The organism is Haloglomus irregulare (assembly GCF_007421925.1).
Lineage (GTDB): Archaea > Halobacteriota > Halobacteria > Halobacteriales > Haloarculaceae > Haloglomus > Haloglomus irregulare.
Genome location: NZ_QMDX01000024.1, coordinates 1 through 25,671, shown reverse-complemented (window position 1 = coordinate 25,671; position 25,671 = coordinate 1). Strand labels below are relative to the sequence as shown.

Genomic DNA, 25,671 nt, shown 5'->3' with positions numbered 1-25,671 from the left:
CTGTTGGATTCATCCCACGAGTAAACTCGTGGGCGTTCTCCTTGATTATGTGTAAAAAAACGCCGCCCGCCAGTTCGTACTGAACAGCGGGCCGTCCCAGCCGGCGGCGAACACGCGGGGCAAAATCAGCGCACCTGCTGCGGCCCCGGCGTTCCCGATACCTGCGTAGACCCCTTCTGCGGTACCGAGCTCCGACTCGGCGAACCACTCGGAAACATGCTGAATGCCGATAACGAACGTGATGCCGGCCGTTGCGACGATCAGTCGCGTTCCGAAGAACACCGCGTACGACGCTGCGAACGCACTCCAAATCGAGAAGACGCCGACGTACGCGAGGACGATCGCGAACACGACCGGCGCGCCGAACCTGTCCGAAAGCCAGCCAGTCAGGATCCGACCGAACGGCGCCAACCAGATTGCTGCACTCGCTAATATGCCGAGTTCGGCGACTGTGAGGCCGAACTCCTCGGCTATCGGTCCGGTGAAGGGTGCGAAAGAAAACCAGATGAGAAACGAGAAATTGAACCCCACGGTCGACAGTAGGAGGGTCCGGTACTTCGTCATCCGTATCGGACTCTTCACTGCTGGTCACCCCCTGCCACGCTGCGGTCAGATGGACCTGTTTGCCGCCGACTCCGTGCCGCTGCACACTCGCTGGTCGGGTCGACAGCATCGATCCGTCGCGTCGTCTCCCGTTCGATACGTCTCGCCGTTCGGTCCCATTCGATGTTCGACATTGTGTGCAACGCGGTGCGTGTGCGGTTCGCTTTCGGCGGCGACGCTCCCACAGGCGGAATGCGAGCACGCTCTTCGGTACAGGACTACCTGACTGGGTGGCGAGACAAAAACCGGACGGAACTGCGACCGGTGTGTCGGCCACCTCCAGTCACGTCTCGCTGTTCGGTCACTCAACCGACTCGTCGGCTCCAGTTTCACGTGGGTCACGGCGCTCGATCCGACTGGTGTGTGTCCGTCAAGCCTGCCAGACGACATTCGGCTCGCCTCTCTGCATCGGAGGCGGTAATGTGTCCGTCTGGTGAGAGACAACCGGACGGTCGACTCGGTAGCTCGGAGCGTCTCACACCGACCGTGAGCTGTCGTCTGCACCGGACTCAAGCGGCGAGACGGCAACGGCACACTGTTTGAGGTTCGGCTCGGCCGACTCGGGATCGACCACCGGGAGCGTGAGTCTGTTTACCGCCGGATGGTGGACCGGAAGCCAGACCATCCCCGGCGGGATGGCGTCATCTTGCTCGACTCGGCTCTCAACCGACCCTCGGCGTGATTCAACGACTACCCGATCAGACTCGAGCGACGCGGCGTGTGCCCGGATCGTCTTCGGGTGGACCCGCGCGACCGGGGGGTCGCGTTCATCGGCTCGGGTTCGCACGCCGGTGTTGTACGCGTCGGCCCGGCGGGCAGTCGTGAGGGTGAGGGGGTATGCCTCGTCTGTCGGTTCTGCGAGGGCACTGTGTGTTCCCCTCGAGAAGTGTGCCAGAGTTGACCGCGTCGGAAACGACCAGTCCCCGTCGGTCAGGTAACGGTAGCCTCCCTGCGTCTCTCCATCCGGCGCCGGCCACCGGACGGCCCCTTCGGTGTCGAGCCGCTCGTAGGTGATACCAGACAGGTCAGCAGACGTTCCGGCCGTCAGCGCTGTCAGTTCTGTAAAGACCGCCTCGGGATCTGGAGTCGTGTGCTCGAAGAGGGACAGCTCCATCCGATTGGCAATTTGTGCGATGATATTGATGTCCTGTCGGGCGGCTCCCGGCGGCGCTGTCGCTGCCCGAACGCGTGAAACCGTCCGCTCCATGTTCGTGACGGTCCCCTCAGACTCTCCCCACGTCGCCGCTGGAAGGACGATGTCGGCGAGGTCGGCCGTCTCGGTTCGGAAGGCATCTTGCACGACGAGAAACGTGTCCTTGAGCGCCGCCTGGACGACCGACACGTCCGGCATCCCAGCGACGGGGTTCGTGGCGACCGTCCAGCAGGCGTCGACTAGCCCGTCCCGGAGTGCGTTGACAACGCCGACCGGGCCGGGTCCGGGGTCGGCCGGCAGATCAGCGGCCGTGACGCCCCACGTCTCAGCGACCGCGTCACGGTGGTCGGGAGCCTCGAATGGACGGTGTCCGGGCCAGGTGTCCTTCGCAGAGCAGACGCGCGCGCCCATCGAGTTCGCCTGACCCGTCAGCGAGAACGGACCGCTCCCCGGCCCGAGGTTGCCCGTCGCCAGACAGAGGTCGATCAGCGCCCGCGCCGTCGCGGTCCCTTGGACGCTCTGATTGACGCCCATTCCCCAGTAGACGAGCGTCGGGTCGGCGAACGCCTCGGCCAGAGCCGCGACCGTCTCGACAGTCACGCCAGCGGTGGCAGCGGCCGCCCTCACCGACGGGAGGCGCGCTGCCAGCGCGTCGAAGCCGGTCGTCACTCGCTCGACAAACGCCTCGTCTACGCCGTCGGTCTCGACAAGAGCCGATAGGACGGCCCGCGCGAGCGCCAAGTCCGTCCCTGGCTCGGGCCGCACGTGTCGGTCGGCGTCCTCAGCCGTCTCGCTGTCGACCGGATCAACAACGACGAGCTGGCTGTCCAGGTCGGTGGCGCTCTCCGCGATCCACCGGTACAAGACTGGATGGGCGACGGCCGGATTCGCCCCCCAGATCAGGTGTGTACGTGCCTCTGGGATGTCGTCATACGTCGGCGGTGGCGCATCGCTCCCGAACGTCTGGTGATAGGCCGTGACCGCCGAGGCCATACAGAGCGTTGTGTTCGCGTCATAATAACGCGTTCTGAACCCACCGCGAGCGAGTTTGCCGAGGGCGTACGCCGCCTCATTCGTCTGTTGGCCGCTGCCGAGCACAGCCACGCCGTCCCGGCTCGCCTGCAGGGCCGTCCCGAAGCGTTCGGCGATGATGTCGAGCGCGGTGTCCCAGTCGGTCGCGACGAGGTCACCGCCGTCGCGGACGAGCGGGCGTGTCACGCGCTCGCCGCCTGAGACCGTCTCGTCGATTCCACGCCGGCAGGCTTGGCCCCGGGTGACGGGATGTGTTGGGTCGCCGCGGACAGCGACGAGGCCGCGGCCGTCCTCGCCGTGCTGCTGAAGCCCGCAACCGACCGCACACCGGAGACAGGTCGTTGGCGTCCACTCGCTCATCCGTCCGGATCACCCTCCGGCAACGCCACAACAGCGGCCACAGGACGGAGCCCGCACCGCGGCCGGCGTCGCACACTGAACACACGGCACATAGCAGGGCGGGCGTCCTGAACCCGTCGAAAGCCGCCAGGCTCACGCGTTGTCAGACGATCTCTGCGACGGCCTCGCGGAGATTCAGTCCCTCGCCGACGACGTCCCGGCGGTAGTGCATGTACACCGCGCCGAGCGGCGGCTGGAGGATGTACGCCAGCGCGATGGGGAGGACGGCCTCGGCGGGCACCGAGCCGGCCGCGACGACGATGGCCACCGCGATGGAGAGGTTGCGCATGCTCGTTGCGTACACCAGCGCGATGCCGCGCTCGGTGTCGAGCAGCGTCCGCCCGAGTCCCGCGCCGACTGCGAGGAGAACGGCGTAGAAGACCACAAGCGGGATGATAGTGCTGGCAGAGGCGACCGGGTCCGCGAGGATGCTCTGTGAGCGCATCGTCATCGCGATGAAAACGATGAACATCACGCCCATGGAACTCAGGCCGCCAAATGTCGGCTTGAGTCGCTTGAACCCGTCGGAGCCGTACTGCCGGAGCAGCACGCGGCGCGTGAGGTTCCCGGCGACCATCGGTAGCACGACGACCTGTGCCAGCTGACGGTACAGCGTCGACGGGTCGAACGCGACCGAGGCGGGCACGAGCATAGAGAGGTACGCCGGCAGGATGGCGACGGCCGCGAGCAGGTTCACGGCCATCGCGACCAGCGCGGCCTCGAGGTCGCCGTCGGCGAGCCCGGTCCACGCGGCGGTCATCCCGGAGGTGGGGATGAGCGCGATGAAGTACAGTCCGACCGCGTACGCGGGGTTTCCGGCGAAGAAGATGCGGGCGAGCCCCACCGCGAGCAGCGGCGCAACGGCGAAGTTGACGAGGAGGCTCAGCCCGACTGGCTTCGCGTGCCTGCGGAGGTTGACGACCTCCTTGAGGTCGATGTTGATCATCATCGGGTAGATCATCAGGAACAGCACCGGGAGGACGGCAGCCTTCATGAGGCTCTTTGTCCCGGTGCTGGCGACCTGCCCGAATGCGAGGCCGGCGACGAGTGACGCGACGACCACGTAGATGAGGTTCTCCTTGACGGCGGTGAGTGCGTTCTGGAGCATGAGTGAGAGGAAGTGCGTGGGTGGTGTGCGTTAGTCGTCTGCCGGCGCGGGGGCGTCGGCCGCGGCGATCTCGCTCGCGTTCAGCGTCTCGAAGGCCTCTTCGACGCCGCTGCCGGCGATGTTCAGGGCCTCCTGCCAGGCGTCGGACGACGCGGGGTCGTCGGGCGCGAGGCCCACTTGTTCGAGCACCTTCGGCAGGCTGACGTGGTAGACACGCTGGGTCCCCTCGCCGACCTGCTGGACAGCGACGTTGCAGGGGAATAGCGTCGCCGCGTCGCCCTGGGTCTCCTCGGCGACGATCTTGCCGGCGTGTGGGTTCCCGATGCCGATCACCCGGGTCGGCGGGAGTTCCTCACCGGTGTGTTCGCGGATGTTCTCCGATGGAGAGAACCCGGTCGGGTTACCGAACCCGGCGTCCATGAACGCTTGCCCGACCCGTTCGACGGCGTCCTCGTGGTCGGTCTCGAGGTAGGTCTCGCGAGCGCCGATGTCTGCGAACGATTCCTCGAAGCTCCGGGGTTCGTCTGCTGGCATACGTCCATTGTATTGTGCGCTATACACAAAAGTGCTATGTCGCTCACAGCCATTACCGTCTATAGCTACTCGCTAGATCGGGTTGAGTGCCTTGGATAGCTAATTTGCGTATAGAATTTTGCTCTATACACAAGGCTATTCCACCAGCTTCTCTTAGTTTGCATTGCAATATAACTGAAATACTACTCGCCTACGATGGGTCGGAGCCAGCCGAACACGCCCAAGAGGTCGTGTTCGCCCGCTTCGACCCCGACGTGGTGACGGTCCTGTTCGTCTTCGACCCAGGAAAGGCGGGCTACGAGGCCCCCGACCCCTTCGGCACGGACACAGAACTCACAGAACTGGCCACTGAACGCGCCGAGGAGATGTTCACGTTTTGAGGTGCCCGGAGAGTCGGACACGACAGTCCGGACGGTCCATGAGGTCAGGCACCCCGCCCGGACCGTCGTCGACCACGCAACCCGCGACGACGTCGACCACGTCGTCGGGAGCCACGGCCGTGAGGGCGTCTCGCGTCTCCTGCTCGGGAGCGTCGCGGAGAAAATAGTTCGTCGGTCGCCCGTTCCCGTGACCGTCGTTCGGTGACGAACGCGTCGGCTTCTTGACTGCCGGCCCCCGTCACTTGTGCCGTCGACCCCACGATTGCGGATCTAGGCGAGGTGTCGTCCGGTGTCGTCGTCGAAACGATGGACGTCTCGCTCCTCTCGAAAGGTGTCCGTTACGAGGTACAGTCCGCGTCTGGGAACCGGTACGAAGTCGATATCATCGACGAATCGTGTATCTGTACGACTGGCAGCAGCGCTCACCCGAGGGCGGCTGTAAACACCTGCGCCGGGTCGATCACGAAATCAAACGGGGCCGCGTGCCCCGACCAGACGGCCGCCTTCCCTCCCCCGTAATCGTGACCAGACTACTCCACGGGACGGACCGTGTCGCCATCCCGGCAGATCCGGTCGAACGTTGAGAGATACGCGATCCGGTCCCGAACCTCCTCAGCATCCAGCTCCAGTTTCGCAGGCGGCGATCGGCTTGAACGGGAGGATATCCTCGTTGCTGACTAACCGGATCGTCAGTCGACCTGTGTCGAGGAACGGCTCGCTGCGCTCTTGCATCCCGTCGGTGAGCACGAGCTTGTTCGCGACCTGCTGGTTGAAGATATCAAGGCGACACCCGTCGTCGTTTTCAATACAACTCGTCGCGCCCAGCGCCCGATAATCTGGATCCAGCGACTGGACCTGCGCATACCCGAGGTTCATCGGGACGGCCCACAGCTGACCGTACGCGTCGCTATCCGGGACGAACAGGGCGGGCATCCGAATGAAGCCGCCGCCAACACTGAGGGAGCCGGACAACAGCCCCCGAACGCGACAGCGAGGAACATCCACAGCGAAACTGTCACGCCGCCCCGTACGGCCTGAGGTGGTCAGTCCTCTGCGGCGACCGTTTTATTTCCGGCCGTCGCAGGAGCAGGCGGCTCGTGCGTGCCGAATTCGGGATGGGTCTCCTCCATCCGAACGTACACCACAGCCCCGGAGAGGAACACCAGGCCGGCAGTCACGTAGAACGCGGCCTCGGCGTTCACAAGCCCCACCGAGAGCCCGATCAGGACCGCGCCGACAGCGTAGTCAGAGTCGCGCCACATCCGGGAGACGCCCATCCCCGCGGAGCGCCACGCCGGGTGGCCGCGTCGCCGGGGACCGTCATCAGGTTCGGGTACAGCAGCGCCATCCACAGCCCGGAGACGCCGGCCAGCACGGCCCACGGGAGGTAGCCATCGACGGCCACCATTCCGAGGACGCCCGCGCCAGCGAGGAGCATCCCGGCCACGACGGGCGGACGGCGGCCGATGCGGTCCGTGAGCCCGCCGGTCGCAATCTGGAGGAAGTGCATTGCGCTGTGGACACCCACGACGACCCCGACGGCTGCGGTTCCGAGACCCTGACTCGTCAGGTACAGCGGGACGGCAATCTAGAACAGCGTGTCGGCGAAGTTCTCAATGTGGCCGGCCTGCGCTGCGGCGAACAGCGTCCGGTCGCCGTAGGTCGCCCGCGTCAGGACCTCATCGAACGGGGGATTCGCGTCGTGGTGATCGTCGTCCCCTTCGGCTCGGGCGTACTGGACGGTCTCCTTGATAATGAAGATCGAGATGAGGAACGCCAGGACAACGACGACAGCTAAGGAGTAGAGCGGTTCTGGCCGGAGGCTCCACTGACCGGCGATGATACCCGTAATCCAAGCTTCGACAGCGACGCCGGTGGAGTCGAACGCCTCGTCGGTGCCGACCGCGAGGCCACGCTGATCCGGACCCGCGAGGTAGATTTTCGCGTTGATGCCCATACTCCACGTCAACGCCTGGTTGACACCTAATAGGATGTTCCCGGCGGTGAGCCACCCCCAGTTCGGGGCGAAAATGAGGATGACCGGCAGCGGGAGTGCCGTCGCCCACCCGGCGACGAGGACGGGCTTGGGGCCGTATTCCTCACCATACTTGCCAGCGTAGAGATTGAGGAGCGACTTCACGACGCCGAACGACACGGCGAACGAGCCGATCACGAGGAACGACTCGACGCCGAGGACATCCTCTGTTAGTGCGGGGACGACGGTCCGTTCGGAGCCGATAGTCAGTCCTGTCGCGAAGACAAGCAGGATGTGCAGCGAGAACTACCTGAAGTGCTCGCTGATACCCTGTCTGAGTTCAGTTGTCGTACTCGTCGGTGATGGAGTTTGGCTGCTTCATTTGTGGCTTACAGTAGGAGGAATGCGGTTGCGTATGCGAGTGCGAACGCGAGAAGAAACGACCATACCCAGGCTCCCACGGTCATGCCGATTTTCCGGGCATCCACCGCCGCCCTACCGCCGACGGCGGCGCCGCTCCCGATGATGGCGCTGACGACGATCTCGTTGAACGAGATGGGAACCCCGAGCAGGACGGCCAGCTGTGCGATCAGGAACGACGGCACGAGCGCTGAGATCGAGCGGCGCGGCCCAAGCGACGAGTAGTCCTGTGCGAGCGACTTGATCATCCGGGGCGCACCCGTCCAAGAGCCGACGAGCATCCCTAAACCACCACCGACGAGCACGGCGAACGTCGAGACCATCCCAACTTCATTGAGCAGCGGGAGCAACGGCCCGACGGCGAGTCCAACTTGGCTCCCACCTGCGGAGAACGCCACGAGCGATCCGAGTGCCAAGAGTACCCGACGCAGGCCGCCGTGTTTGTCACGGCTGACGTCCCACCAAACGACAGCCCCGACAGCCAGCGCCACAAGGCCCGTAATGGCGACCGCCGAGACGAGCCCGTCGACTGCCAGCATCTGCTGACCGAGTCCGCGGACTGTTCCCGATGGGCTCCCTTCACCGAGAAAGCTGAACTGAACGTTCACGAGGACGGCCCCGACGAGGCCGGCCAGGACGGAAATACTGTATCGTTCGGGGACGTCGGAACGCGGAAGCAGGCTCGCAATCGTGAACGCGATACCGCCGCCGATGAACGGTGTCAACACCCAGACGGCAGCGATCTGCTGGTACTTTCCCCAGACCGGCGTCCCGCCGAGCGCGAGGCCAACGCCGATGACCGCGCCGGTCACGGTGAACGCAGTCGTGATCGGATAGCCCGTCGTGATGCCGACCGCCATCAGCCCCGCACCCAACACGAGCACGAGTATGACGCCGGCGACGGGCAGGCTCATCCCGCCAACGAGACCGCCTCCGACGGCTTCCGAGACGTTGCCACCCTGGGTAACGGCACCAGCGAAGCCGAAGACGCCCACGAGTAGCGCGGCGCGCATCGTCGCGACGGCGTTCGCTCCAACGGCAGGGGCATACGGCGTGGCGCCGCTCGAGCCGGCACCGATGACCCACGCCATGAACAGGCTGGCAAGCGCTGCACCGGCGAAGAGGGCTATGAGAGCAGGGTGCACAAAAATGGGTTAGTCTGCGCCCGTCGCAGCGGTGTCACGCGTCTGACGACGGCTTCGCCAGTAGCCCTGGGCATACGCGCCGACGAACATTCCGGCGAGCGCCCACAGGATAGTGACGTTGCCGACGCCGAGGCTGGCATAGGCCGCGCCTGGGCAGATACCTGAGAAGCCCCAGCCGACACCGAAGACGGCGCCGCCGACCAGGACGTTCCGGTCGAACGGCTTCAGACGTCGCTCGTAGGGGTCGCCCGTGAAAGGGGCGGCGTCGCGAATCCGAGGCAACAGGGCGAACGCGACCCCGGAGACGATTGCGGCGCCGAACATCACGAAGGGCAGCCCGAGGTCGTCGAACTGGAGGAAGTTCAGCACGACCTCTGGCCGCGCCATATGGCTGAATCCGAGCCCGAATCCGAACACAATGCCGCCGACGAAAATCAGCGGCTTGAACAGCGGATGTCTGTCCGCCATTACGGACTCACCCCCAGCGCGGCGACGACCTGTGCCGTCCCGACCGCGACGGTCAGGAACGTCAGCACGCCGGCCAGCGACGTCTTCGACGCCGATCCGACGCCGCAGACGCCGTGGCCGGACGTACAGCCCTTGCCGATCCGGGTTCCGATGCCGACCAGGATACCGCCGATGAACAGCCGCCACGGCTGGACATCAGTCTGCCAGAGCGTTACGCCGGCGACCTCGTAGAGCTGGCCGGTCGTCCCAGGCTCGTACAGCGAGCTCGTGACTAAACCGGACTGGAACGTCGCCGCAAACGCCAGCCCACCGAGGATGACACCGACCGTGAACACGAGCCGCCAGTCGCGCGAGCCGACGTACTGCTGGAAGCGGGACTGGTCGGAGACGTACGACAGTGTCGACTCCAGGAACGTACTCGCGCCGGCTGGGATTCCCGTCCCAATGTAGATCAGGACGGTGCCGAGTCCGACGAGCAGTCCGCCGACGGCGTACCGACTGATCCCGTTGGGGAACAGGTCGGCAACCGCTTGGAGCAGTACTGGGTCAGCAACCATCGGCGTCGTTAGTCACCCGCGAGGGAGTCCTGGCTGGCTGCGCAGTTGTTCGGGCCGAGTTCGAGGGTGAACGCCTCCTCGTCGTCGACGGCGTTCTGGCCGAGGTTCGTCGCGATGATGTCCTCGTAGTTGGCTGGCCGCGGCGGCATATCCGAGAGGATGAGCTGGAGGAAGTCGGTCTCACCCATAGTAAGCGCGTCCATCTCCTCAACGAGTTCGCCGATGGGCGCGGTGAAGGTGCTATCCTCCGCGGGCTCGGCGGCGTCGCTGAAATGGGCCCCACCGATGAGCGTCTCATCGGGCAGCGTCAGGACGCGCTCCTGCAGCGACTCGTAGAGCATACGCGCGGCGTCGGGGGCGCCCTCGTCGCCCTCTTCGAGGTCGGGGCGGGCGACGCTCTCGATGAACAGCCCGTCGCCGGTCGCGAGCAGGCTGTTATCAACGAGGTAGGAGGTCATCCCGGTCGTGTGGCCGGGCGTGTAAACGGCCTTGATGATGGCATCGCCGACTTGGAACGTGTCGCCGTCCGCGGCCGTGGTCAGCTCGTCCGCGTACGTGACGCCGCGGTCGACCGCGGCCTCGGGGATGACACCCTCCACGTTCTGGGCGTCCAGGTCGCGAACTCCCGAGATGTGGTCAGCGTGGACGTGGGTGTCTATCGCGTACTGCAGGTCGACACCGAGGTCGTCAGCGTCCGCAAGATAGCGGTCGGTAAACGCTCGTAGCGGGTCGATGATCGCGGCCTCGCCGTCATCGTACAGGAGGTAACCGAGACAGCCCGAGGAGGGGCGCTGATACTGCAGCAGCGTGCCAGCACCGTCGTAGCGCTCGACCTCGACGGCCTCGTAGATGCTCGCCCAGCCGTTCATGCCGTCCTCAAGATGATCGACGTCGTAGCCGCGCTCCGCGAGCGTGCCCGCGACGTACTCGCTGGCGCCGCCCTTCGCACACAGGACGGTCACCTCACGGTCGTCAGGAATCTGCTCGAGAACATCCTCGTCGATGTCGTCCTCAAGGAACTCGAAGTAGGGAACGTTGATCGACGTGACGTTCTCGCCGTCGATGCGCCATTCCTCGTAGTCCGATTGCATACGCGCATCGAGGAGAGTGACGTCCTCGCCAGCGTCGATACGATCCTTCAGCGTGTCCGGGTCGACGGATTCAACGTCGACGTCCGGAGTCGGGAAGTCGTCGGCGTTCATATTGTGCAGTCGCTTCTACTGGGTGGACGTACAAAAGCATTTGCATAGTAATTCATTTTTTGAACAATACTACTACGATGGTTCCCTCGGATAGTGACTCTGTTCTACACACACAGCCTTTGATCCCCCTATATCCCGGGGTAGCACGAGAAATAGTAGTTTGTAGTATCCACAAGAATCGACAATCTTTTACTTAGGCAGGGGGTATTGTGCGATAGCTCCAATACAGACCAACGGAGCAGATAACCAATGAGTGCTGAATTCGATATCACGGAGACGCTCGACGTGAAAGGTGCATCGTGCCCCATGCCAGTAGTGAAGACGAAGTCCGCCATCGATGATCTCGCCAAAGGTGAGGTCCTCGAAGTGCTGGCGACTGATCCGGGGAGTATGAGTGACATCGACGGCTGGGCGTCCGGAACCGACGGCGTCGAACTCGTCGACCAAGAGGAAGGCGATGACGTGTACAAACACTACGTCCGGAAAACGGAGTAACAATGAGTACGGACACACCCGACGCGCCGGCCGATGACACGCCCTCGCGTGCGGAGCTGGCCGCACGCGTGGACGAGTTAGCGGACGCACTCGCCGAGGCGACCGACGATGACGACACAAAGAAGATGAGCATCATCGCGACGAAGGGGACGCTAGATATGGCGTACCCGCCGCTCATCTTGGCGAGTACCGCCGCCGCGTTCGGTTACGAGGTGACCGTCTTCCACACGTTCTGGGGGCTGGATATCCTCCACGAGGAACAGTCGAAGAACCTCAAGCTCAGCTCCGTCGGCAACCCCAATATGCCGGTGCCGAATGCCGTTGCGGCACTCCCTGGGATGGATCGCGTGACGACGAAGATGATGGAGCGGAAGATCGAGGACAACGACACGGCTTCCATCGAAGAACTCCTCGAGACGAGCCTCGATATGGGCGTGGAATTCCAGGCCTGCCAGATGACCATCGACCTGATGGACTACGATGAGAACGACTTCTACGACGGCGTCACCACCGGCGTCGGCGCGGCCACCGCGCTCCAAGATATGGCCGACGCGGACATCCAACTGCTCGTCTGACGCCGGGCTGGCCTCGCCCCCCGTGACGACTTCTCTACGACGTCCTGTCGCTGCGCTGGTACCCGTTGTGCGTCACGCCCCGTACGCAGGGCGACGGCAGAAACTGTCTCAGACCACGACCAGCGGGAGCATCAGCGTGATACCGGCGATAACGCCACCGACCAGCTCCCGATGTCCGCCCCCCTCGAGGTTCGCACCCACCGCCAGTGCCTCCGGAATGAACTCCGCCAGAACGAGATAGACCATCGCGCCAGCGGCGAACCCGAACCCGAACGGTAAGAACGCCTTTGCCCACCGAACGAAGACGAACGCGATCACCGCACCGAGCGGCTGGGGCAACGACGAGAACACCGCAGCGCCGACCATCCGCCACTCGCTCACGCCCATCGCCCGCAGGGGGATCGAGATTGCGACACCCTCTGGAACGTTGTGGATGGAGATCGCGATCGTCATAAACACGGCCAGTACGGGCACAGCGAGCCCGAACAGCTCGACGCCCCCTGCGAGCCCGAGTTCGGCGAACGACACCCCGATGGCGACCCCCTCAGGGAAGGAGTGGACCGTTAGCACCCCCAGGATGAGCACCAGTGTCCGCAGGTCGCCCTCCGCGACCGCCGTCGATACGGTCGGAGTTTCCCCGGGTGAATGGGTCGCGGTCCCCGACGTGTCGGCGGCCTCGGCGCCAGCCGGTCGGCCGTCGGGCGGTGCCTCACTCGCCTCGATATTGGCTGGCGCCCGGGAGTCCTCCGGGAGGTCGAGCCTGTCGAGGAGGGTGTCGGTGACGACGACCAGCACCACGCCGGCGACTCCGCCCGCAACGAGTAGGGCTGGAAAGCCGGTGGAGGCAGCCAACCCCTCGGAGACGAGACCAAACCCGGAGGCGGCGAGCATGATTCCGGATGCGAGTCCCCAGAGAGCGACGTTCCAGCGGTCGCTGATGTCCCCGAAAAGAAAGAACGGGAGGGCCCCGAGCCCCGTTGCCAGCGCGGTCACGAGTCCGGCGACGAACACGAACGCGAGTGCCGGACCGGTCGTCATCTTGCCATCCTCAACGGCGTTCCGTACGGGTCCTTGGGTAGAAACAGCTGTCGGCACCTGCGACAAGAGAGAGGTCGACCGGCCGGAGCCGGTTGCGCTGGCCGCGTAGGCGGATCCCGGGACCTATCTGACTGCGTTCGACCCTGCCACTCATTTCCATTCTGAGTTCAGCGCGTCGAGCAGTCGATCGACCTCCTGGCGAGTGTTGACGGCATGGACCGACGCCCGGATGGCCTCCGGCTCTGGGAGGGCGCGGATGACGATGCCGTCGGCAGCCAGCTGCTCGACTGTCGCCTCGGGGTCGTCGACGGCGATGGTCACCAGGCCCGACTCTGGGCTGGCTGGGCTCAGGAGTCGCTCGTCGGGGACACCGTCAGTCACCCGCCCCGCCAACCCCCGGAGCCGGTCCGCGATACGGTCGACGCCGACCTCGTCGATCACGTCGATGGCCTCCGCAAGTGCGACATGTGAGGCCGGGCTGGCCGAGCCAACCTCGAACCGCCGTGCCCCCGCTGCGAACTCGTAGGGGTCCGCCGTCGGTGTCTCGACGCTCCGGTAGCCAACCGTGGCGGGTGTGAGCGACTCCGCCGTGTCACGGCTGACATAGAGGAACCCGCCACCCCACAGCCCCAGCAGCCACTTGTGTCCCGCCGCCGCAACGACGTCCGCGCCCCACTCGTCGACATCCATCGGGAGCTGGCCCGGCACCTGTACGGCGTCGACCAGTGTGAGCGCGCCGGCCTCGCGAGCGATGTCGACAAGCTCGGCGACCGGCAGCTGCGTCCCGTGGGTCCACGTCACCGCGCTGAAACACGCCAAGCGCGCGTCGTCGACAGCCGTGGCAAAGGCATCGGGGTCGACGCGGCCGTCCTCGGCCTCGACGACCCGAATCTCGACCCCCGCTTGCTTCAGGCGCTGCCACGGGAGTACGCCGGCGGGGTGCTCGAGGTCGGTTCGAACGACGACGTCGCCGGGGCTCCAGTTAATTGCGTTCGCGACGGCATTGATACCTGCGGTCGTGCTCTCGGTGAGCGCGATCTCGTCACCGTCCGCACCGACGAACCGGGCGACGCGGCTTCGCACCTGGTCGTACGTGTCGAACGCCACCTCGTAGGGGTCGTTCTGGGTGTTCGCCTCGTACTCGTGGGAGCGAACGAACTCGTCGGCAGCGTCAACGACATACCGTGGACTCGGGCCGTGGGCACCGAAGTTCAGGTAAACATCTTCGTGCAGTGCGGGCGTGTCAGCCCGAAGTTCGGTAGGAGTCATCAGTCGGTCTCTCGGTATTAGTTGCTGTACGTCGCAATCAGTTCACGCAGTGACTGTTCGCTCTGGCCACCTTTTAATTGTTCCACCGGCTGGCCATCCACGAACAGAACGAACGTGGGTGTACTCTGGGCACCGAACTCGATTGCGATTTCGAGGTGTGACTCGATATCGATTGTCGCGACCGCTGCATCCGTGTCCGCTGCGATCGTTTCGAGCATCGGCTTCATCCGCTGGCACGTGCCACACCACTCCGTGTAGAACTCCACGAGAGTGACGTCGGTCTCTCCGACGATCAATTCGATGTCGTCATCTCTAAGCGAAATTACGCTATCCGTCTCTGTTATCCTAGTTGCCATTAAACACGCTACGTGCCGAGTAGTTAATAGCCTTGGGAATTTTGAGCAAGACTGTAGCGAGCCTGTGAGAATATCGCTATCAGGGCCGAGGTAACAGTTGGTCGTTACAGCGGTAGCGAGGCGAAATCTCACTTCTTCAGGGGTTCGATGGAGAAGATAACTGGGCGGGCGAATCACGGGTGTTTGCCCGCTTGGGATCGTCAGCGTCGAGGTGTCGCCCAACGATTCGCCATCGGTGACATCAATTCACCGCACCGACCGATCCCGCCGGCCCCCTATCCGCCGTGAGTCTCTCCCTACCGGGTGTCCCTCTCAGTATCGCGGTGACTCGCGTGTGACCGGTTGGTGATCCGCGGCGAACTCGACGAAATTGTCGAAGATGCGTTTTGTGTCCGCTGCCTCGGCGACTCGCTGTTCGGTGACCCTGTCGAGGAGGCGCTCGGTCCGCGCGTCGGGCAGGTCTTTCCCCTCGATGACCCATTCAGCCGTCTGGCGGTCGTACTCGGGGTGGAATTGCACCCCCCAGGCACTGCCGACGCGGAACGCCTGCAGGCCGGTGTCGTTGCGCGCAAGCGTGGCGGCGTCCACCGGGAGTTCGGCCACACGGTCCGAGTGGGTCTCGAAACTCGTGAATGTCTCCGAGAGTCCGTCCAGCAGCGGGTCCTCACTAATGCGGGAGACCTCTCGGTAGCCGAGTTCGTACTCACCCACGTCGACAACGCGTCCGCCTAGTGCCTGCGCGAGGAACTGATGTCCCCAGCAGATACCCAAAGTCGGTACGTCTGCCGCGTGGGCCCGCCGGACCCACTCCGTCGCCTCGTGAATCCAGTCGTGGTCGTCGTAGACCGAAGTCTGTGACCCGCTCACCACAACGCCGTCGTAGCGCCAGTCCCGTGCGGAAACCGCGGGCGGAAAGACTCCCTCACTCAATTTGTAGACATCGACCTCGGCGTCCAACTCCCGCCGGAGATTTCGTTCGGCTGGCGTGTTGCCGATCGACGCGTCGAGTACCGCGATACGGACAGACATACCCGATAGTTCGGGTCATATCGGCTTATACTCTTTCTGTATTGTGCAATATACACACTATCGAGAGCTCATAGAGACATAAAAAAGGTCCTGTGAACGTCAGTGTCGGAAGTGTTTTTTACCAGCCTCGATCGGAACATTGAGCCAGTTATCGATCGGCGGAAGCGGACACTCGTAGCGGTCGGAGTATGCACATGTCGGGTTGTACGCCTCGTTAAAATCGAGAACCCATCGGCCGTCATCGGTCCGGTGGGCGTCGAGTTCGAAGTCGAGATACCGTCCGGCGCCGTAGGTTTCCTCGCCGCTTGTCGCGTCTCTGAAGCGTACCCACAGTCGGTCTTCCTCGGAATCGCTCCGGTAGGCCGTGATCGTGAGTGACCGTCCGACGATCTCGATAGTGAACTCTCCCAATGTGAGGTACTCCTGTTCGCCATTGGTGCTTGTCCCGACCGTCACTGATTTAGGCTCGTCGTACTCCTCAAATGTGGTCTTGAACTGGTACTCGGGGTTGATCTGGTAGTACGCTAGACCATCGAAGTCTTCGCGTTCCTCCGCCAGTAGTGGTGACCGTGGATTCTTTACAAAGTAGTGGTCTTTCTGACGGCGCTGTGTCTTGATTTCGTCCATGCAGGTGCCTGTCGTATCCATTGTCTCGTTCGAACTGTGAGTGGTCATCCGTCGATGCCGTGGTGGCGGCCAGCGGTGCCCCGTCATAGGTCAACGTCTCGCCATCAGCCTCGACGGTGACAGATTCGGCCTCGGGATCGATGCCGACGATCTCATGGCTCGTCCGGAGGTCGATATTGCGCTCGTCGCGGAACTCTTCGGGCGTCACAGCGACGAGGTCCTCCAGGTCCTCGATCTCGGCTTAATATAGTAAGGCATCCCGCAGGCGGCGTAGGACACCCACCCCCGCTTCTCAAAACGACGACGTTCAGCTCCAGGTTCTCATGCTTGGCCTTGCTCGCGGCGCTCATCACCGCAGCGTCGCCACCGATGACCGCGAACGTGTCGCTCATATTTGAGTGTTAGTACGTAGAGCCAAAAGTATTTTTCAGCTTTTCCAATACTATTAAATACTCATTCGTAGCTCAAAGCGGCTTTACTTGGAGAATAAAGGATTTATTGGAGCCGAAAATGGTCACGCAGTACAACGCTCACTCATCAGGAACGCTCATACGACGGCGATCAGCAGGTAGCTAACGAGCGTTAGCAAGCTTGCGAGTGAGTCGGCCGGGTGGCGGCCATCCGCGTCAGCAATTCCATCAACAACCAAGGACTCACACGTGTGCCCTGATCACTGAACGAAGCTGTGTTTCGTCCTGCATTCCGACGAGTCGCTCCGCCGGCTGGCGGTCGGCGAACAAAATAAGGGTCGGAACACTCTGAACACCGTACTCAGCGGCGAGTTGCTGGTTCGCGTCGATATCGATTTTCGCCACGGTTGCACCAGTCTCGGCCGCGATCGTTTCGACGACCGGTTCAAGCATCTGACACGGGCCACACCAATCGGCATAGAAGTCGGCTAACACGGGGTCGTACTCAGCGACAGTATCGGATAATTCAGCGTTGCTGTTGATATGAATGGGTTCAGACGGACTCTCCGAGCCGCGCTTCTGAGCACTATCCAGTTCAGCCTGATTTCGAAGCTCCGCTAATTTCCGTCGTCGAATTTCTTCAATATCTTCAGCCATTGGATATCCGTTCGAGCCGAGTTAACTTATTTATTTTGTGTTAATCGCACAATACTGTCTCGCCAGAGAGCGGAACTAACGGGTGTCAGGGACAGGACTGCAACGGCTGGTTCTCTCGGTCCTCAGAGTTTCGACTGTATCGATCTTCGAACTCCTGGATGAGTTGTCCGATGTCCGCATACCAGTCGTTGAGTAGTCGCTGCATCTCGTGAGCGACTTCCTCGGGTGTTCGCGGGCAATACACGTAGTAGTACCCCCCATTGTCGTAGTTTATTTGCTCCTGTTCGACAACACCAGCCTCGTGAAGCCGGGAAATCGAGCGATACGCCGTCGATCTCCCACAATCCAGTCGGTCTGCTATGTCATCGACGGTGAGTCCCCCTTCTGCCTGCTGTAGCAGCTGAAAGACCATCTGATCCCGCTCGTTGAGTCCGTGAACGCATCCTAAGAGGTCAAGACACCTCAAGTCACGCTCAAGATCCTCACGCACTGAGGCGACCGTCATATCAGAATATAGGTGTCGAAGAAGATTAAAGCTGTTCCCGAATATCACAATACTATTTCAGCCGAGAATGTAGCATTGCGTTCCAGATTCCTGTTGAAGCGCTTTTGCAGAAGTATATCCGAAGAGACTTTGTTCTGTAGACCCAAGACAATACACGAATAATGCTCACAATCGACCCAGCCCAGATCGATCCTGCAGACATTGGTGAAGAACAGGCTACACTCGAGATGAGCCACGAAGATGCCATCGAACATGTCCGCGATGTGTTCACGGACGCTGGCTTCGGTGTCCCTGTCGAGTTCTCGCCGTCCGAAATGCTCAATGAGAAAGTCGACGCGGGCCGCGACCCCTACTACGTGCTCGGCGCGTGCAACCCAGAGGTCGCCGACCGTGCGCTTGACACGACTGACAACAAACTCGGTGCACTCATGGCCTGTAATGTCGTTATCTGGGAAGAAGAACCCGGCACGCAGGTCGTCTATCACGTCTCCATTATGCGGATCGCCCGCCTCGTTGGGATGGCCCCTGACAACGAGGAAATGGCAGATATCGTCGCCGACACCGGCGAACTCGTTGACGAGGCGTTCGCGAACCTCTGATATGGGGCATCATACGTTCGATGCCGACCGCGCCGACAAACTTGAGATCGCAGAGCGACGGTACCGCTTTCTCTCAGCGGAAGAGTTGCTCTGGGCACTGTCACCAGACGGCCACGAGACCGTAGCAGACTTCGGGAGCGGGACCGGGTTCTACACCGACGATATCGCGCCGGCCGTCGACCACGTCTACGCCGTCGACATCCAGGACGCGATGCACGGCTACTACCGGGAGAAAGGCGTCCCCGAGAACGTCGAACTCGTGACGAGTGGCGTCGATGATCTCCCGCTCGATACGAACAGCCTCGACGCTGCATTCTCGACGATGACATACCACGAGTTCGCTGGCAAGGAAGCACTGGACGAGATCACCCGAGTGTTGACGGACGCCGGTCGATTGATTATCGTCGATTGGGCGGCAACGGGGAGTGGAGACCACGGGCCTCCAGTTGATGAACGATTCAGTGGTGCCGAAACGGCGAACAACCTCCGCGAAGCTGGATTTCACATCGAGCATACTGCCGTCCGGCCGGAGACGTTCTTCGTGATCGCTGAACTCGAATAGGCAACTACACTCGTTTCCGTAGGGTCCCTCGTACGAACGGACGAATCGGAGTCACGCCGAGCTGTAATCGGTCGATTTCGACAATATCGAAGGTCGAATCGGCTGCGAAGCGCGACGCAGTCTGCTGCGTCAGGTGACACCCTCCAGCGAGCCGTTTCCAGAGTGGTGCGAGCACCGTCCAGCACGTCTCTCCAGCACACGAGATCGCAGCTGCGGGCGCTATTGCGCTCACGATACTGGCGACAGTACTCGCCGTCGCGACTCGACGCGTGAAAATCACCTAACACGAGGGATCTGTAGCGGCCTGAGAGCTCCTTTTGGGTCCTGGTCCCGTCACAGAACGCCCAGTTCGAACACTGCAAGGTAGATCTGCCCACCACCAGCCACTATCATCACCACGGCTGCAACCTGTTGGACCCGTCTCGAGTGCGTCCCCAAAGAGCGCCAGGAGTCGATTCCGACGCCCGCGAGCAACGTCACTCCAACAAGTGGGAGCGTCACCCCGAGTGCATACACGGCCAGTACGAGGGCATTCGAATGGGCCGGCAATGCGAGCGCTTGGGTGACCACGCCAAAGAGGAGTGACACCACACAGCCCGCTGCGGCAACTGCATACACGGCACCGAACACACCGAATCCGGTCACTGACGCCGGTCGTTCCGGAAGCGGGACGCGAAGTTCCGGTCCGCGGTTCAGGAGCGTCGCGATGCCGAAGGCGATCAATCCAACCCCGATAATCGGTTCGAGTACCGGCTGCGTCGGGCGGTCGGTGAGGTCGTCAGTAACTTTGTCCAGGACTGAGCCGGCTGGACTGCATCGAAAGCGGAGACGCAAATAAAAGGAGGTTGATGGCTCATCGTTCGCAGTAGCGACGTGTGGTCGTCTCCTCCACGTGCAGGCGGGGTCCAGATAAATCGGTTCCGACCCACAGACGCTCAGTCGCGGCGATACTCCGTCTCGAAGCCGCGGAACTCGGTCCGGTGAGCTTCCTCGTCGGCGAGCACTTCGACAGCGAGATCCTCGGTCACCGGGTCGTTGGCCGCTCTTGCTAAGTCAACTAGGCGCCGGTACGTGGCGATCGCGCCCTCCTCGGCGTCGAGTACGCCTTGGATGACTGCGAGGACATCTGTTGAGTCTGCCGGCGGCTGGAGGCTCTCCTGTTTCGCGGCGAACTCCGCAGACCCGGGCGGCCGGGCCCCGAGCTGTTTCAGCCGCTGTCCGAGGAGTGCCGCGTGGCCAAGTTCCTCTTGGATGTCCTCCTCAAGACTCTCTTTGATCTCCTGTGCGCGGACGCCGTCGAGGACGATCGAGTTCGTCCGGTAGTTTATGACCGTCTCCAGTTCTTCCATATACGCACTCTGCAGCACGTCGATGACATCGTCTGTCTCACTCATCGGCGACTGTAGGTAGTGCCCGTCGAAGATTACATTCTCGGTTGGCGAGCGACAAGTCTAATCTAGGGCGGTCGGCCTCGTCCGAGACATCGCTTGCTCTCGTCGGCGACGCCGCTTATGCCGAAGTAAACTCGACAGGTGTCGTCTGCCCACGACAGACATATTCAGGTGCGTTTCCTAACAATCAAAATAGTGACCCCTCAAGCGTATTCAGACGATGTGCTCGTCTCCTCGGAGTGGGTCCGCGACCGACTTGACCGGTTCGAGGGTCCCGATCCGGAGTACCGACTTCTGGAGGTCGACCTGAACACGGACTTCTACGACCGCGGGCACGTGCCAGGCGCTGTCAGCGTCGACTGGACCGTCGACCTGCAGGCCGACGACTATCGTGACTTCGTCGACACAGAGTCGTTCGCTGAGGTATTCGGTGAGCGCGGCATCGACACCGACACGACGGTGGTCGTCTACGGTGACGACGCAAACTGGTTCGCGACGCATCTGTACTGGCTCTGTACGTACTATGGCCACGCCGACGTGCGAGTTATGAACGGTGGGTGGGAGCACTGGATGGAAGAGGAGTACCCGACGACGACGGCGGCTCCCTCAACGCCGACACTCGAGTACAGTATTAGGAACTGCGACGAGTCAGTCCGCGCGTACAGAGACGACGTGCTCAATATCATCGGGACCGAGACGACGTTCGTCGACGTGCGGATGCCCGAGGAGTACCGCAGCGAGTTGACTGCCCCACCAGGCTACAACGAGGCCGCACAACGGGGTGGACACATCCCCGACGCAGAGAATGTCCTTTGGGCAGACAATATGCGGTCTGATCGGTTGTTCAAATCACCGTTCAAACTCCGGGAGATGTATGCGGGGTACGGAATCGGCCCGGAGACGGAGGTCATCACCTACTGCCGGATCGGGGAACGCTCGTCAGTCGCGTGGTTCGTACTGACGCAACTGCTCGGGTACGAGGACGTTCGCAACTACGACGGTTCGTGGGCTGAGTGGGGGAATATGATCGGCGTCCCAATCGAGCACGGCGCCTGACACCTTCTAGACCACTCCATAGGCCCTTCGTCGCAACGCTCCTCAAAAGACTGCGTACGTAACTACAGTAGCGATATCGAACAACAGACTCACGAGCCTGTCATAGAAACGATCTCATAGCTTGAGCTTCTCGCGGCCAGGGTCGCCTCCCCACTCGAAGTTGGTGATTACAACGACGAGACGGAGACACAGCGCAAGGAACACTTGTGTTCGTGCGTGGACGCGGCCTCGGGCGCGGACGTGCCCGGAGCCGCAGTCCTTGACCGCATCGTTGGTTCGTTCGACCCCTGTCCGGCGATTGTACGTCTCGTGTAAGACAGATTTCTTTAGCTGAACCTCCTCGCTGTGTTCTTCGATACGGTCTTCGACTCTGTACTCGATGTCTTTCGGGTCGTCAGTGTCTCGTGGATTATACAGGGCGACTGGCACGACTCCTGCGGCCAGCAGGTGGTCGTGCCAGTTGAGGATATCGTAGGCGCTGTCTCCGAGCATCCAGATTGGTGATCGACGGTGAGCGCGTGACGCGCATCTCCGTCTCCTGGTCCGCTTGTTTAGCTTGTGTGAACTCCGCTGCTATCGGGATCTTTGCGCCCGTTGAGACGAGTGTACAGCCGAAGCCGTAGTAGTACTTCTCGGCTGTTGGATCGTAGTTCCACGAGGCGGTGTCGTTGTGCTGGATCGCTTCGATATGAGTCGAATCGATGGAGTACGTGGAGTCGAGCAGGCCGCGGGCGGCGGCCTGCTCGACGAGTCTGTCGAAGACATCGTCAACGACGTGTTCGAGATCAGTAAGAAACCGATCAATGGTGTCTCTGGACGGCGGTTTGTCGAGTCCGCAGTAGTACCAGACAAGGCTATAGTGGAGTTCTCGTGTGACTGGACGAGTGCCGTAGACGTCCTCGTAGTAGCAGTGTAGAAAGCCGCAAAAGAGGTCTAGTGGTTTGTGAACTCGTGTTCGTCCCCGACGAGCGGGGGGGACACTTCGTACTCCAGTAGAAACTCAAAGTCAAGATGTCCAAACAGCGGAACCGTCTCGGTAGCCGCTGCATTCAAGAACTTGTTGACCGAAGCTTCGTTTTGCAAGGGCTTCGGAGCTTGTAGGCACAGTCTCCAAACCCTGCTGCTTCGCACGTGACGCTTTCTGTGGCAGGCTCTCTTGTTGTAAAAACATCACGGCGATGATGCTACAATCATACTACCGTCTCAAGGCGTGGGTCGAAGACCTCCCACGACTGAAGTTCGCCATCGGAGTAGGTATTGCGAGCTTCATCGGTGTATTTGCTGCGAGTCTGTTTTTTCAAGGAGTGAACACTGTCCACGCAGTGATGACAGGAGTTACCACGGTGGTCGTCTGCGCTGCGTTTGACGCATAATAGACTCATCGTCTGGATGGACCGCGATTGGGTCAAAATATATTACTTCCTGAAAATTTCAACAGAGCCGGCGGTGCCGTACGCGTAATAGTCACTCGGATTAGGGACCTTCCCCACGCTGTTCATCTACGGAACGATCGTCCAGTCGGTCGATGCGACCAACCGTCAGCGACTCCACCGTGCGCTTGGGGTGGCGTTCCTGTTCCTCGGGCTGATGCCGATCGCGCACAGTCTCGCGCTGTTCGGGATTCAGGTTCCGCATATCGAACCACCGATCTACCAACCCCTCAGTGAGTAATGGATCAAGAAACGAAAATTGGGTTGGTGCCAGTCAACGACCGAAGTCGAAGGCAACGACTCGTCCTCGTCCATACATAACGAAGGCTTTCACGTCGCCGTCGCCGTCGCCATCGATATCGGCCAGGGTCGGGTGCGTGTAGATTGCGTCCTCACGCTCATATGTCCATACGATCTCTCCGGAACGTGGGTCGACGACGGAGACGATGCCGTCGTTCGTCGGTGCAACGAGTTCGATAGTTCCGTCTCCATCGACATCCCCGACCGACGGCGGCGGCATCATCTGGACGTCTGCGGTCGTGAGCGTCGTCGTCCACTCTGTCGTCCCGTCGCCCGCAGCGAGACTGTACAGGATTCCGTCTTTCGCAACGGCGTACACTTCCGATGATCCGTCACCGTCGCCGTCTACGACTGTATTGACCGCTGCGAACGACCCGAGACCTCGCTCCCAGACGGTGTTGGCGTCCCCGTCAACCATCGCAACGAGGCCACCTCGGGCGGTCGCGACGACGATCTCGGCAGCAGAGTCGCCATCTGCCTGGCCTGTCGCCATCCACGTGATGGAACTCTCGAACGACACCGGTGTCTCCCAGGCCGACCTCCCATCGTGTTCGAACAAATAGAGCTGACCGGAACCACCCGCTCCGACGGCGATTTCTGGCTCTCCGTCACTGTCGAAGTCATCGACGGCAGACTGTCCCCAGGTATACGAACCGAGCTGTCGGGTCCAGACAGTAGTCCCGTCGCTACGGATGACGAAGACCGTTCCCTGAACGTCGATGACGACGATTTCTGGGTCACCATCCCCGACGACGTCGGCGACAATCGGTTTTGTGTATCCGTACGACGTGAGCTCATGCTCGAATTCGGCATCGCCCGTCAGTGGGTCGTATGCGATGAGTTTGTTCTCTGTCGTCGCCGCTAGTACCTCGTCGATACCATCAGCGTCGTAATCGGCGACGGTCGGGTCTGCGACAGCGTGAATCGTACAATCAGGCGCTGGTATCTGATACTGCCACTTAGAGTGGCCATTAGCTCCATTCAATGCCGCGAGTTCACAGTTCTCGGTATCCGCCCTCCCACTGATCGGTGCATATACGACCCCTCTGTCTTCTATCCGCCCGACTGCCGGAGCATGGTGATTTCCACTCACCTCTCGTGCCGTGTCGCTCACCCACAAGACCGATGATCTGCCGCCGAATCCACCGATCTGCATTCGCCCAGCGATGAGACTCACAAGAACGAACACAAGAATCGCGATAGCAACGACCGTTCGATGGCGCATTCCACTTTGAGTTTTGAGTCGAACCTGAATAATCGCTCTAATGCCCTGATTGATTCGAGAGCCGAACCAGACGCCAAGCGAGTTCGGGGCTACTGCGTCGTCATCGCCGACATACTCAAGAGCGACGACTCGCCCGTCACCATACCAGATAAGTGTCTCTGCAGCACCATCATCGTCGATATCGTGAACGGTTGGGAACGTCATACCGGAACTGTTCGCTCGTACAGGGCCAGTTCCGCACCGGTCTCGGGATCGAGAATCGCAACTATTCCGCTGTTCAGTACCCTGACCACTTCGGGGCGAGCGTCACCGTCAACGTCACCGAGGACGGGTAGTGGAACGATCGTATCGCCTTTTTCAAATCCCTCGTCGACCACTCGGTTTCGCCGGATTGTGCGTCCAGTGTTAAGAAGGCCCCTCCAACTCGACCGAGATATAAATCGACCCTTGCGCCGTCATCTGCATCAGCAGTCGCTCGAATCCGAGCGTTCGTGAGATTACGTTGCCACTCGCGCTCGCCAGTCTGACTATCGTAGGCCCGAATCGAAGAGGTTCCAGCGGTGAACACCTCGATGGCTGGATCGTCGTCGACCTGGGCTGTCGCTGTATATGTGCCAGACCCGTTCTGTTGCCAGTCGACCGTTCCGTTAGCCGAAAGGAGGAGTGGTCCCCTGCTACTCCCGGCGAGGATTTCGGGCGACCCATCTGCGTCGAAATCGTTCACAGTCGGGGCTTGCCACACGCTCGGCGCCGACCAATGCGTTTCGTCCAGACTGAATCGCCAGGATACGCTCCCGTTCCTGTGGACCACGACGACGCCACCTCTAGTATCACTCGTGACGACCTCTGGTCCCGGTGCGGAAGAGACGTTCGCGATGGTGGGGGCGGCCGTATTCATAAGTATGCAGTGGTGCACGCCACTCGTTTGTCCCGCTCTCCGCCGAGTGTGCAATGACCACGTCCTCGATCGAGGAGACGATGACCTCGAGTCCACCGTCGCTATCGACATCCTCGATAGCTGGTTCGGTCAGGGCGTACCTAAAGCAATCGTCCGACGGCATTCCTGTTCGCCACAGGGACGAACCGTTCTCCGGTCTGACTTCCTCCCACGACTTCAGTCGTGGGGTTCCCGTCACAGACGGGCTCCCACGGCGGAGAGGTTCCCAACTCG

General features: G+C 61.7%; 24 protein-coding genes and 9 pseudogenes. 9 read left to right on the top strand and 24 right to left on the bottom strand.

Features of this window, described 5'->3' with window-relative positions; all coding sequences use genetic code 11:
• Window positions 1–48: 48 nt before the first annotated feature.
• The 4 genes and pseudogenes from DP107_RS18130 to DP107_RS18115 form a co-directional block, all read right to left on the bottom strand.
• Window positions 49–564: pseudogene (locus tag DP107_RS18130) on the bottom strand (MFS transporter); the annotation flags it as partial.
• A 514-nt stretch (window positions 565–1,078) separates the two neighbouring features.
• The gene (gene nasA / locus DP107_RS18125; protein WP_144263506.1) at window positions 1,079–3,148 is read right to left on the bottom strand and encodes an assimilatory nitrate reductase NasA; all 2,070 of its coding nucleotides are present in this window, start codon (window positions 3,146–3,148) and stop codon (window positions 1,079–1,081) included.
• A 142-nt stretch (window positions 3,149–3,290) separates the two neighbouring features.
• Window positions 3,291–4,295: an arsenic resistance protein gene (locus DP107_RS18120; RefSeq protein ID WP_144263505.1), complete on the bottom strand. Its 1,005-nt coding sequence runs from the start codon at window positions 4,293–4,295 to the stop codon at window positions 3,291–3,293.
• 30 nt (window positions 4,296–4,325) lie between these two features.
• The gene (locus DP107_RS18115; protein ID WP_144263504.1) at window positions 4,326–4,829 is read right to left on the bottom strand and encodes a DUF302 domain-containing protein; all 504 of its coding nucleotides are present in this window, start codon (window positions 4,827–4,829) and stop codon (window positions 4,326–4,328) included.
• 158 nt (window positions 4,830–4,987) lie between these two features.
• Between DP107_RS18115 and DP107_RS20575 the strand changes: the two genes are divergently transcribed.
• From DP107_RS20575 to DP107_RS20935, 3 genes and pseudogenes are all read left to right on the top strand, one after another.
• Window positions 4,988–5,209: an adenine nucleotide alpha hydrolase family protein gene (locus DP107_RS20575; RefSeq protein WP_202877448.1), complete on the top strand. Its 222-nt coding sequence runs from the start codon at window positions 4,988–4,990 to the stop codon at window positions 5,207–5,209.
• A 1-nt stretch (window position 5,210) separates the two neighbouring features.
• Window positions 5,211–5,414 carry a universal stress protein gene (locus tag DP107_RS20940; protein ID WP_394348559.1) on the top strand — a complete coding sequence of 68 codons (204 nt, stop codon included), beginning with the start codon at window positions 5,211–5,213 and terminating at the stop codon, window positions 5,412–5,414.
• A gap of 89 nt (window positions 5,415–5,503) precedes the next feature.
• A pseudogene (locus tag DP107_RS20935) lies at window positions 5,504–5,793 on the top strand (hypothetical protein); the annotation flags it as partial.
• A 55-nt stretch (window positions 5,794–5,848) separates the two neighbouring features.
• Here DP107_RS20935 and DP107_RS18100 read toward each other — a convergent pair.
• The 6 genes and pseudogenes from DP107_RS18100 to DP107_RS18075 all read right to left on the bottom strand — a co-directional run.
• Window positions 5,849–6,142, bottom strand: a pseudogene (locus DP107_RS18100) (hypothetical protein); the annotation flags it as partial.
• 110 nt (window positions 6,143–6,252) lie between these two features.
• Window positions 6,253–7,484, bottom strand: a pseudogene (locus tag DP107_RS21575) (MFS transporter).
• 89 nt (window positions 7,485–7,573) lie between these two features.
• Window positions 7,574–8,749, bottom strand: a complete 1,176-nt coding sequence (locus tag DP107_RS18090) for an inorganic phosphate transporter (protein ID WP_144263503.1) — start codon at window positions 8,747–8,749, stop codon at window positions 7,574–7,576.
• A 9-nt stretch (window positions 8,750–8,758) separates the two neighbouring features.
• The gene (locus DP107_RS18085) at window positions 8,759–9,217 is read right to left on the bottom strand and encodes a YeeE/YedE family protein (protein WP_144263502.1); all 459 of its coding nucleotides are present in this window, start codon (window positions 9,215–9,217) and stop codon (window positions 8,759–8,761) included.
• Complete coding sequence (locus DP107_RS18080; protein ID WP_144263501.1) at window positions 9,217–9,774, bottom strand: YeeE/YedE family protein; 558 nt, start codon at window positions 9,772–9,774, stop codon at window positions 9,217–9,219. Before DP107_RS18080 ends, DP107_RS18085 begins: the two co-directional genes overlap by 1 nt.
• 8 nt (window positions 9,775–9,782) lie before the next feature.
• Window positions 9,783–10,976 (bottom strand): MBL fold metallo-hydrolase, encoded by a 1,194-nt coding sequence (locus tag DP107_RS18075; protein WP_144263500.1) that lies wholly within the window; start codon window positions 10,974–10,976, stop codon window positions 9,783–9,785.
• A gap of 249 nt (window positions 10,977–11,225) precedes the next feature.
• Between DP107_RS18075 and DP107_RS18070 the strand changes: the two genes are divergently transcribed.
• Window positions 11,226–11,471, top strand: coding sequence for a sulfurtransferase TusA family protein (locus tag DP107_RS18070; protein WP_144263499.1), 246 nt, complete (start codon window positions 11,226–11,228; stop codon window positions 11,469–11,471).
• A gap of 2 nt (window positions 11,472–11,473) precedes the next feature.
• Window positions 11,474–12,046 (top strand): DsrE/DsrF/DrsH-like family protein, encoded by a 573-nt coding sequence (locus tag DP107_RS18065; protein WP_144263498.1) that lies wholly within the window; start codon window positions 11,474–11,476, stop codon window positions 12,044–12,046.
• A 108-nt stretch (window positions 12,047–12,154) separates the two neighbouring features.
• Here DP107_RS18065 and DP107_RS18060 read toward each other — a convergent pair whose 3' ends face one another.
• The 8 genes and pseudogenes from DP107_RS18060 to DP107_RS18025 all read right to left on the bottom strand — a co-directional run bounded on the left by DP107_RS18060 (window position 12,155) and on the right by DP107_RS18025 (window position 17,937).
• Window positions 12,155–13,084: a ZIP family metal transporter gene (locus DP107_RS18060; RefSeq protein ID WP_144263497.1), complete on the bottom strand. Its 930-nt coding sequence runs from the start codon at window positions 13,082–13,084 to the stop codon at window positions 12,155–12,157.
• A gap of 150 nt (window positions 13,085–13,234) precedes the next feature.
• On the bottom strand, window positions 13,235–14,353 hold the full coding sequence (locus DP107_RS18055) for an aminotransferase class V-fold PLP-dependent enzyme (protein ID WP_144263496.1): 1,119 nt from the start codon (window positions 14,351–14,353) through the stop codon (window positions 13,235–13,237).
• A 17-nt stretch (window positions 14,354–14,370) separates the two neighbouring features.
• A complete protein-coding gene (locus tag DP107_RS18050; RefSeq protein WP_144263495.1) occupies window positions 14,371–14,709 on the bottom strand; it encodes a thioredoxin family protein in 339 nt (112 codons plus the stop codon).
• 312 nt (window positions 14,710–15,021) lie between these two features.
• Entirely contained in the window at window positions 15,022–15,738 is a 717-nt protein-coding gene (locus DP107_RS18045; protein WP_144263494.1) for a type 1 glutamine amidotransferase, read from the bottom strand.
• A gap of 99 nt (window positions 15,739–15,837) precedes the next feature.
• On the bottom strand, window positions 15,838–16,386 hold the full coding sequence (locus DP107_RS18040) for a DUF1684 domain-containing protein (protein WP_238330940.1): 549 nt from the start codon (window positions 16,384–16,386) through the stop codon (window positions 15,838–15,840).
• Between the two features lie 73 nt (window positions 16,387–16,459).
• Window positions 16,460–16,757 (bottom strand): annotated as a pseudogene (locus tag DP107_RS21570) (FAD-dependent oxidoreductase); the annotation flags it as partial.
• Between the two features lie 261 nt (window positions 16,758–17,018).
• Window positions 17,019–17,432 (bottom strand): thioredoxin, encoded by a 414-nt coding sequence (trxA, locus tag DP107_RS18030; protein ID WP_144263493.1) that lies wholly within the window; start codon window positions 17,430–17,432, stop codon window positions 17,019–17,021.
• 85 nt (window positions 17,433–17,517) lie between these two features.
• Entirely contained in the window at window positions 17,518–17,937 is a 420-nt protein-coding gene (locus DP107_RS18025) for a helix-turn-helix domain-containing protein (RefSeq protein WP_185977393.1), read from the bottom strand.
• 158 nt (window positions 17,938–18,095) lie between these two features.
• Here DP107_RS18025 and DP107_RS18020 point away from each other — a divergent pair, with 158 nt between their 5' ends.
• Together DP107_RS18020 and DP107_RS18015 are read left to right on the top strand one after the other, a co-directional pair.
• Entirely contained in the window at window positions 18,096–18,536 is a 441-nt protein-coding gene (locus DP107_RS18020) for a DUF302 domain-containing protein (protein ID WP_144263492.1), read from the top strand.
• Between the two features lies 1 nt (window position 18,537).
• On the top strand, window positions 18,538–19,098 hold the full coding sequence (locus DP107_RS18015; protein ID WP_144263491.1) for a class I SAM-dependent methyltransferase: 561 nt from the start codon (window positions 18,538–18,540) through the stop codon (window positions 19,096–19,098).
• 4 nt (window positions 19,099–19,102) lie between these two features.
• Here the strand turns inward: DP107_RS18015 and DP107_RS20910 are convergent.
• The 3 genes and pseudogenes from DP107_RS20910 to DP107_RS17995 all read right to left on the bottom strand — a co-directional run.
• Window positions 19,103–19,276, bottom strand: a pseudogene (locus DP107_RS20910) (class I SAM-dependent methyltransferase); the annotation flags it as partial.
• Window positions 19,277–19,431: 155 nt separating this feature from the next.
• A pseudogene (locus DP107_RS18000) lies at window positions 19,432–19,851 on the bottom strand (cytochrome C biogenesis protein); the annotation flags it as partial.
• Window positions 19,852–20,033: 182 nt separating this feature from the next.
• Window positions 20,034–20,492: a ferritin-like domain-containing protein gene (locus DP107_RS17995; RefSeq protein WP_144263490.1), complete on the bottom strand. Its 459-nt coding sequence runs from the start codon at window positions 20,490–20,492 to the stop codon at window positions 20,034–20,036.
• Between the two features lie 138 nt (window positions 20,493–20,630).
• On the opposite strand from DP107_RS17995, the gene DP107_RS17990 reads away from it, so the two are divergent.
• The gene (locus DP107_RS17990; RefSeq protein WP_394348558.1) at window positions 20,631–21,545 is read left to right on the top strand and encodes a sulfurtransferase; all 915 of its coding nucleotides are present in this window, start codon (window positions 20,631–20,633) and stop codon (window positions 21,543–21,545) included.
• 114 nt (window positions 21,546–21,659) lie between these two features.
• Here the strand turns inward: DP107_RS17990 and DP107_RS17985 are convergent.
• Window positions 21,660–22,652: pseudogene (locus DP107_RS17985) on the bottom strand (transposase).
• Between the two features lie 372 nt (window positions 22,653–23,024).
• On the opposite strand from DP107_RS17985, the pseudogene DP107_RS17980 reads away from it, so the two are divergent.
• A pseudogene (locus DP107_RS17980) lies at window positions 23,025–23,216 on the top strand (sulfite exporter TauE/SafE family protein); the annotation flags it as partial.
• Between the two features lie 33 nt (window positions 23,217–23,249).
• Here the strand turns inward: DP107_RS17980 and DP107_RS17975 are convergent.
• Entirely contained in the window at window positions 23,250–24,704 is a 1,455-nt protein-coding gene (locus DP107_RS17975) for an FG-GAP-like repeat-containing protein (RefSeq protein WP_238330938.1), read from the bottom strand.
• A 73-nt stretch (window positions 24,705–24,777) separates the two neighbouring features.
• Window positions 24,778–25,398: an outer membrane protein assembly factor BamB family protein gene (locus DP107_RS17970; RefSeq protein ID WP_238330943.1), complete on the bottom strand. Its 621-nt coding sequence runs from the start codon at window positions 25,396–25,398 to the stop codon at window positions 24,778–24,780.
• Window positions 25,399–25,671: the final 273 nt, after the last annotated feature.

What these genes read in the sequence shown, in the direction of transcription:
- DP107_RS18060 (WP_144263497.1), bottom strand. Translation starts at nt 13,084, where the DNA reads ATGACGACCGGTCCGGCACTCGCGTTCGTGTTCGTCGCCGGACTCGTG.
- DP107_RS18050 (WP_144263495.1), bottom strand. Translation starts at nt 14,709, where the DNA reads ATGGCAACTAGGATAACAGAGACGGATAGCGTAATTTCGCTTAGAGAT.
- DP107_RS18015 (WP_144263491.1), top strand. Translation starts at nt 18,538, where the DNA reads ATGGGGCATCATACGTTCGATGCCGACCGCGCCGACAAACTTGAGATC.
- DP107_RS17995 (WP_144263490.1), bottom strand. Translation starts at nt 20,492, where the DNA reads ATGAGTGAGACAGACGATGTCATCGACGTGCTGCAGAGTGCGTATATG.
- DP107_RS18025 (WP_185977393.1), bottom strand. Translation starts at nt 17,937, where the DNA reads ATGACGGTCGCCTCAGTGCGTGAGGATCTTGAGCGTGACTTGAGGTGT.
- DP107_RS18070 (WP_144263499.1), top strand. Translation starts at nt 11,226, where the DNA reads ATGAGTGCTGAATTCGATATCACGGAGACGCTCGACGTGAAAGGTGCA.
- DP107_RS18075 (WP_144263500.1), bottom strand. Translation starts at nt 10,976, where the DNA reads ATGAACGCCGACGACTTCCCGACTCCGGACGTCGACGTTGAATCCGTC.
- DP107_RS18115 (WP_144263504.1), bottom strand. Translation starts at nt 4,829, where the DNA reads ATGCCAGCAGACGAACCCCGGAGCTTCGAGGAATCGTTCGCAGACATC.
- nasA (WP_144263506.1), bottom strand. Translation starts at nt 3,148, where the DNA reads ATGAGCGAGTGGACGCCAACGACCTGTCTCCGGTGTGCGGTCGGTTGC.
- DP107_RS18065 (WP_144263498.1), top strand. Translation starts at nt 11,474, where the DNA reads ATGAGTACGGACACACCCGACGCGCCGGCCGATGACACGCCCTCGCGT.
- trxA (WP_144263493.1), bottom strand. Translation starts at nt 17,432, where the DNA reads ATGGCTGAAGATATTGAAGAAATTCGACGACGGAAATTAGCGGAGCTT.
- DP107_RS18040 (WP_238330940.1), bottom strand. Translation starts at nt 16,386, where the DNA reads ATGGATACGACAGGCACCTGCATGGACGAAATCAAGACACAGCGCCGT.
- DP107_RS18080 (WP_144263501.1), bottom strand. Translation starts at nt 9,774, where the DNA reads ATGGTTGCTGACCCAGTACTGCTCCAAGCGGTTGCCGACCTGTTCCCC.
- DP107_RS18085 (WP_144263502.1), bottom strand. Translation starts at nt 9,217, where the DNA reads ATGGCGGACAGACATCCGCTGTTCAAGCCGCTGATTTTCGTCGGCGGC.
- DP107_RS17970 (WP_238330943.1), bottom strand. Translation starts at nt 25,398, where the DNA reads ATGAATACGGCCGCCCCCACCATCGCGAACGTCTCTTCCGCACCGGGA.
- DP107_RS18055 (WP_144263496.1), bottom strand. Translation starts at nt 14,353, where the DNA reads ATGACTCCTACCGAACTTCGGGCTGACACGCCCGCACTGCACGAAGAT.
- DP107_RS17975 (WP_238330938.1), bottom strand. Translation starts at nt 24,704, where the DNA reads ATGACGTTCCCAACCGTTCACGATATCGACGATGATGGTGCTGCAGAG.
- DP107_RS18120 (WP_144263505.1), bottom strand. Translation starts at nt 4,295, where the DNA reads ATGCTCCAGAACGCACTCACCGCCGTCAAGGAGAACCTCATCTACGTG.
- DP107_RS18045 (WP_144263494.1), bottom strand. Translation starts at nt 15,738, where the DNA reads ATGTCTGTCCGTATCGCGGTACTCGACGCGTCGATCGGCAACACGCCA.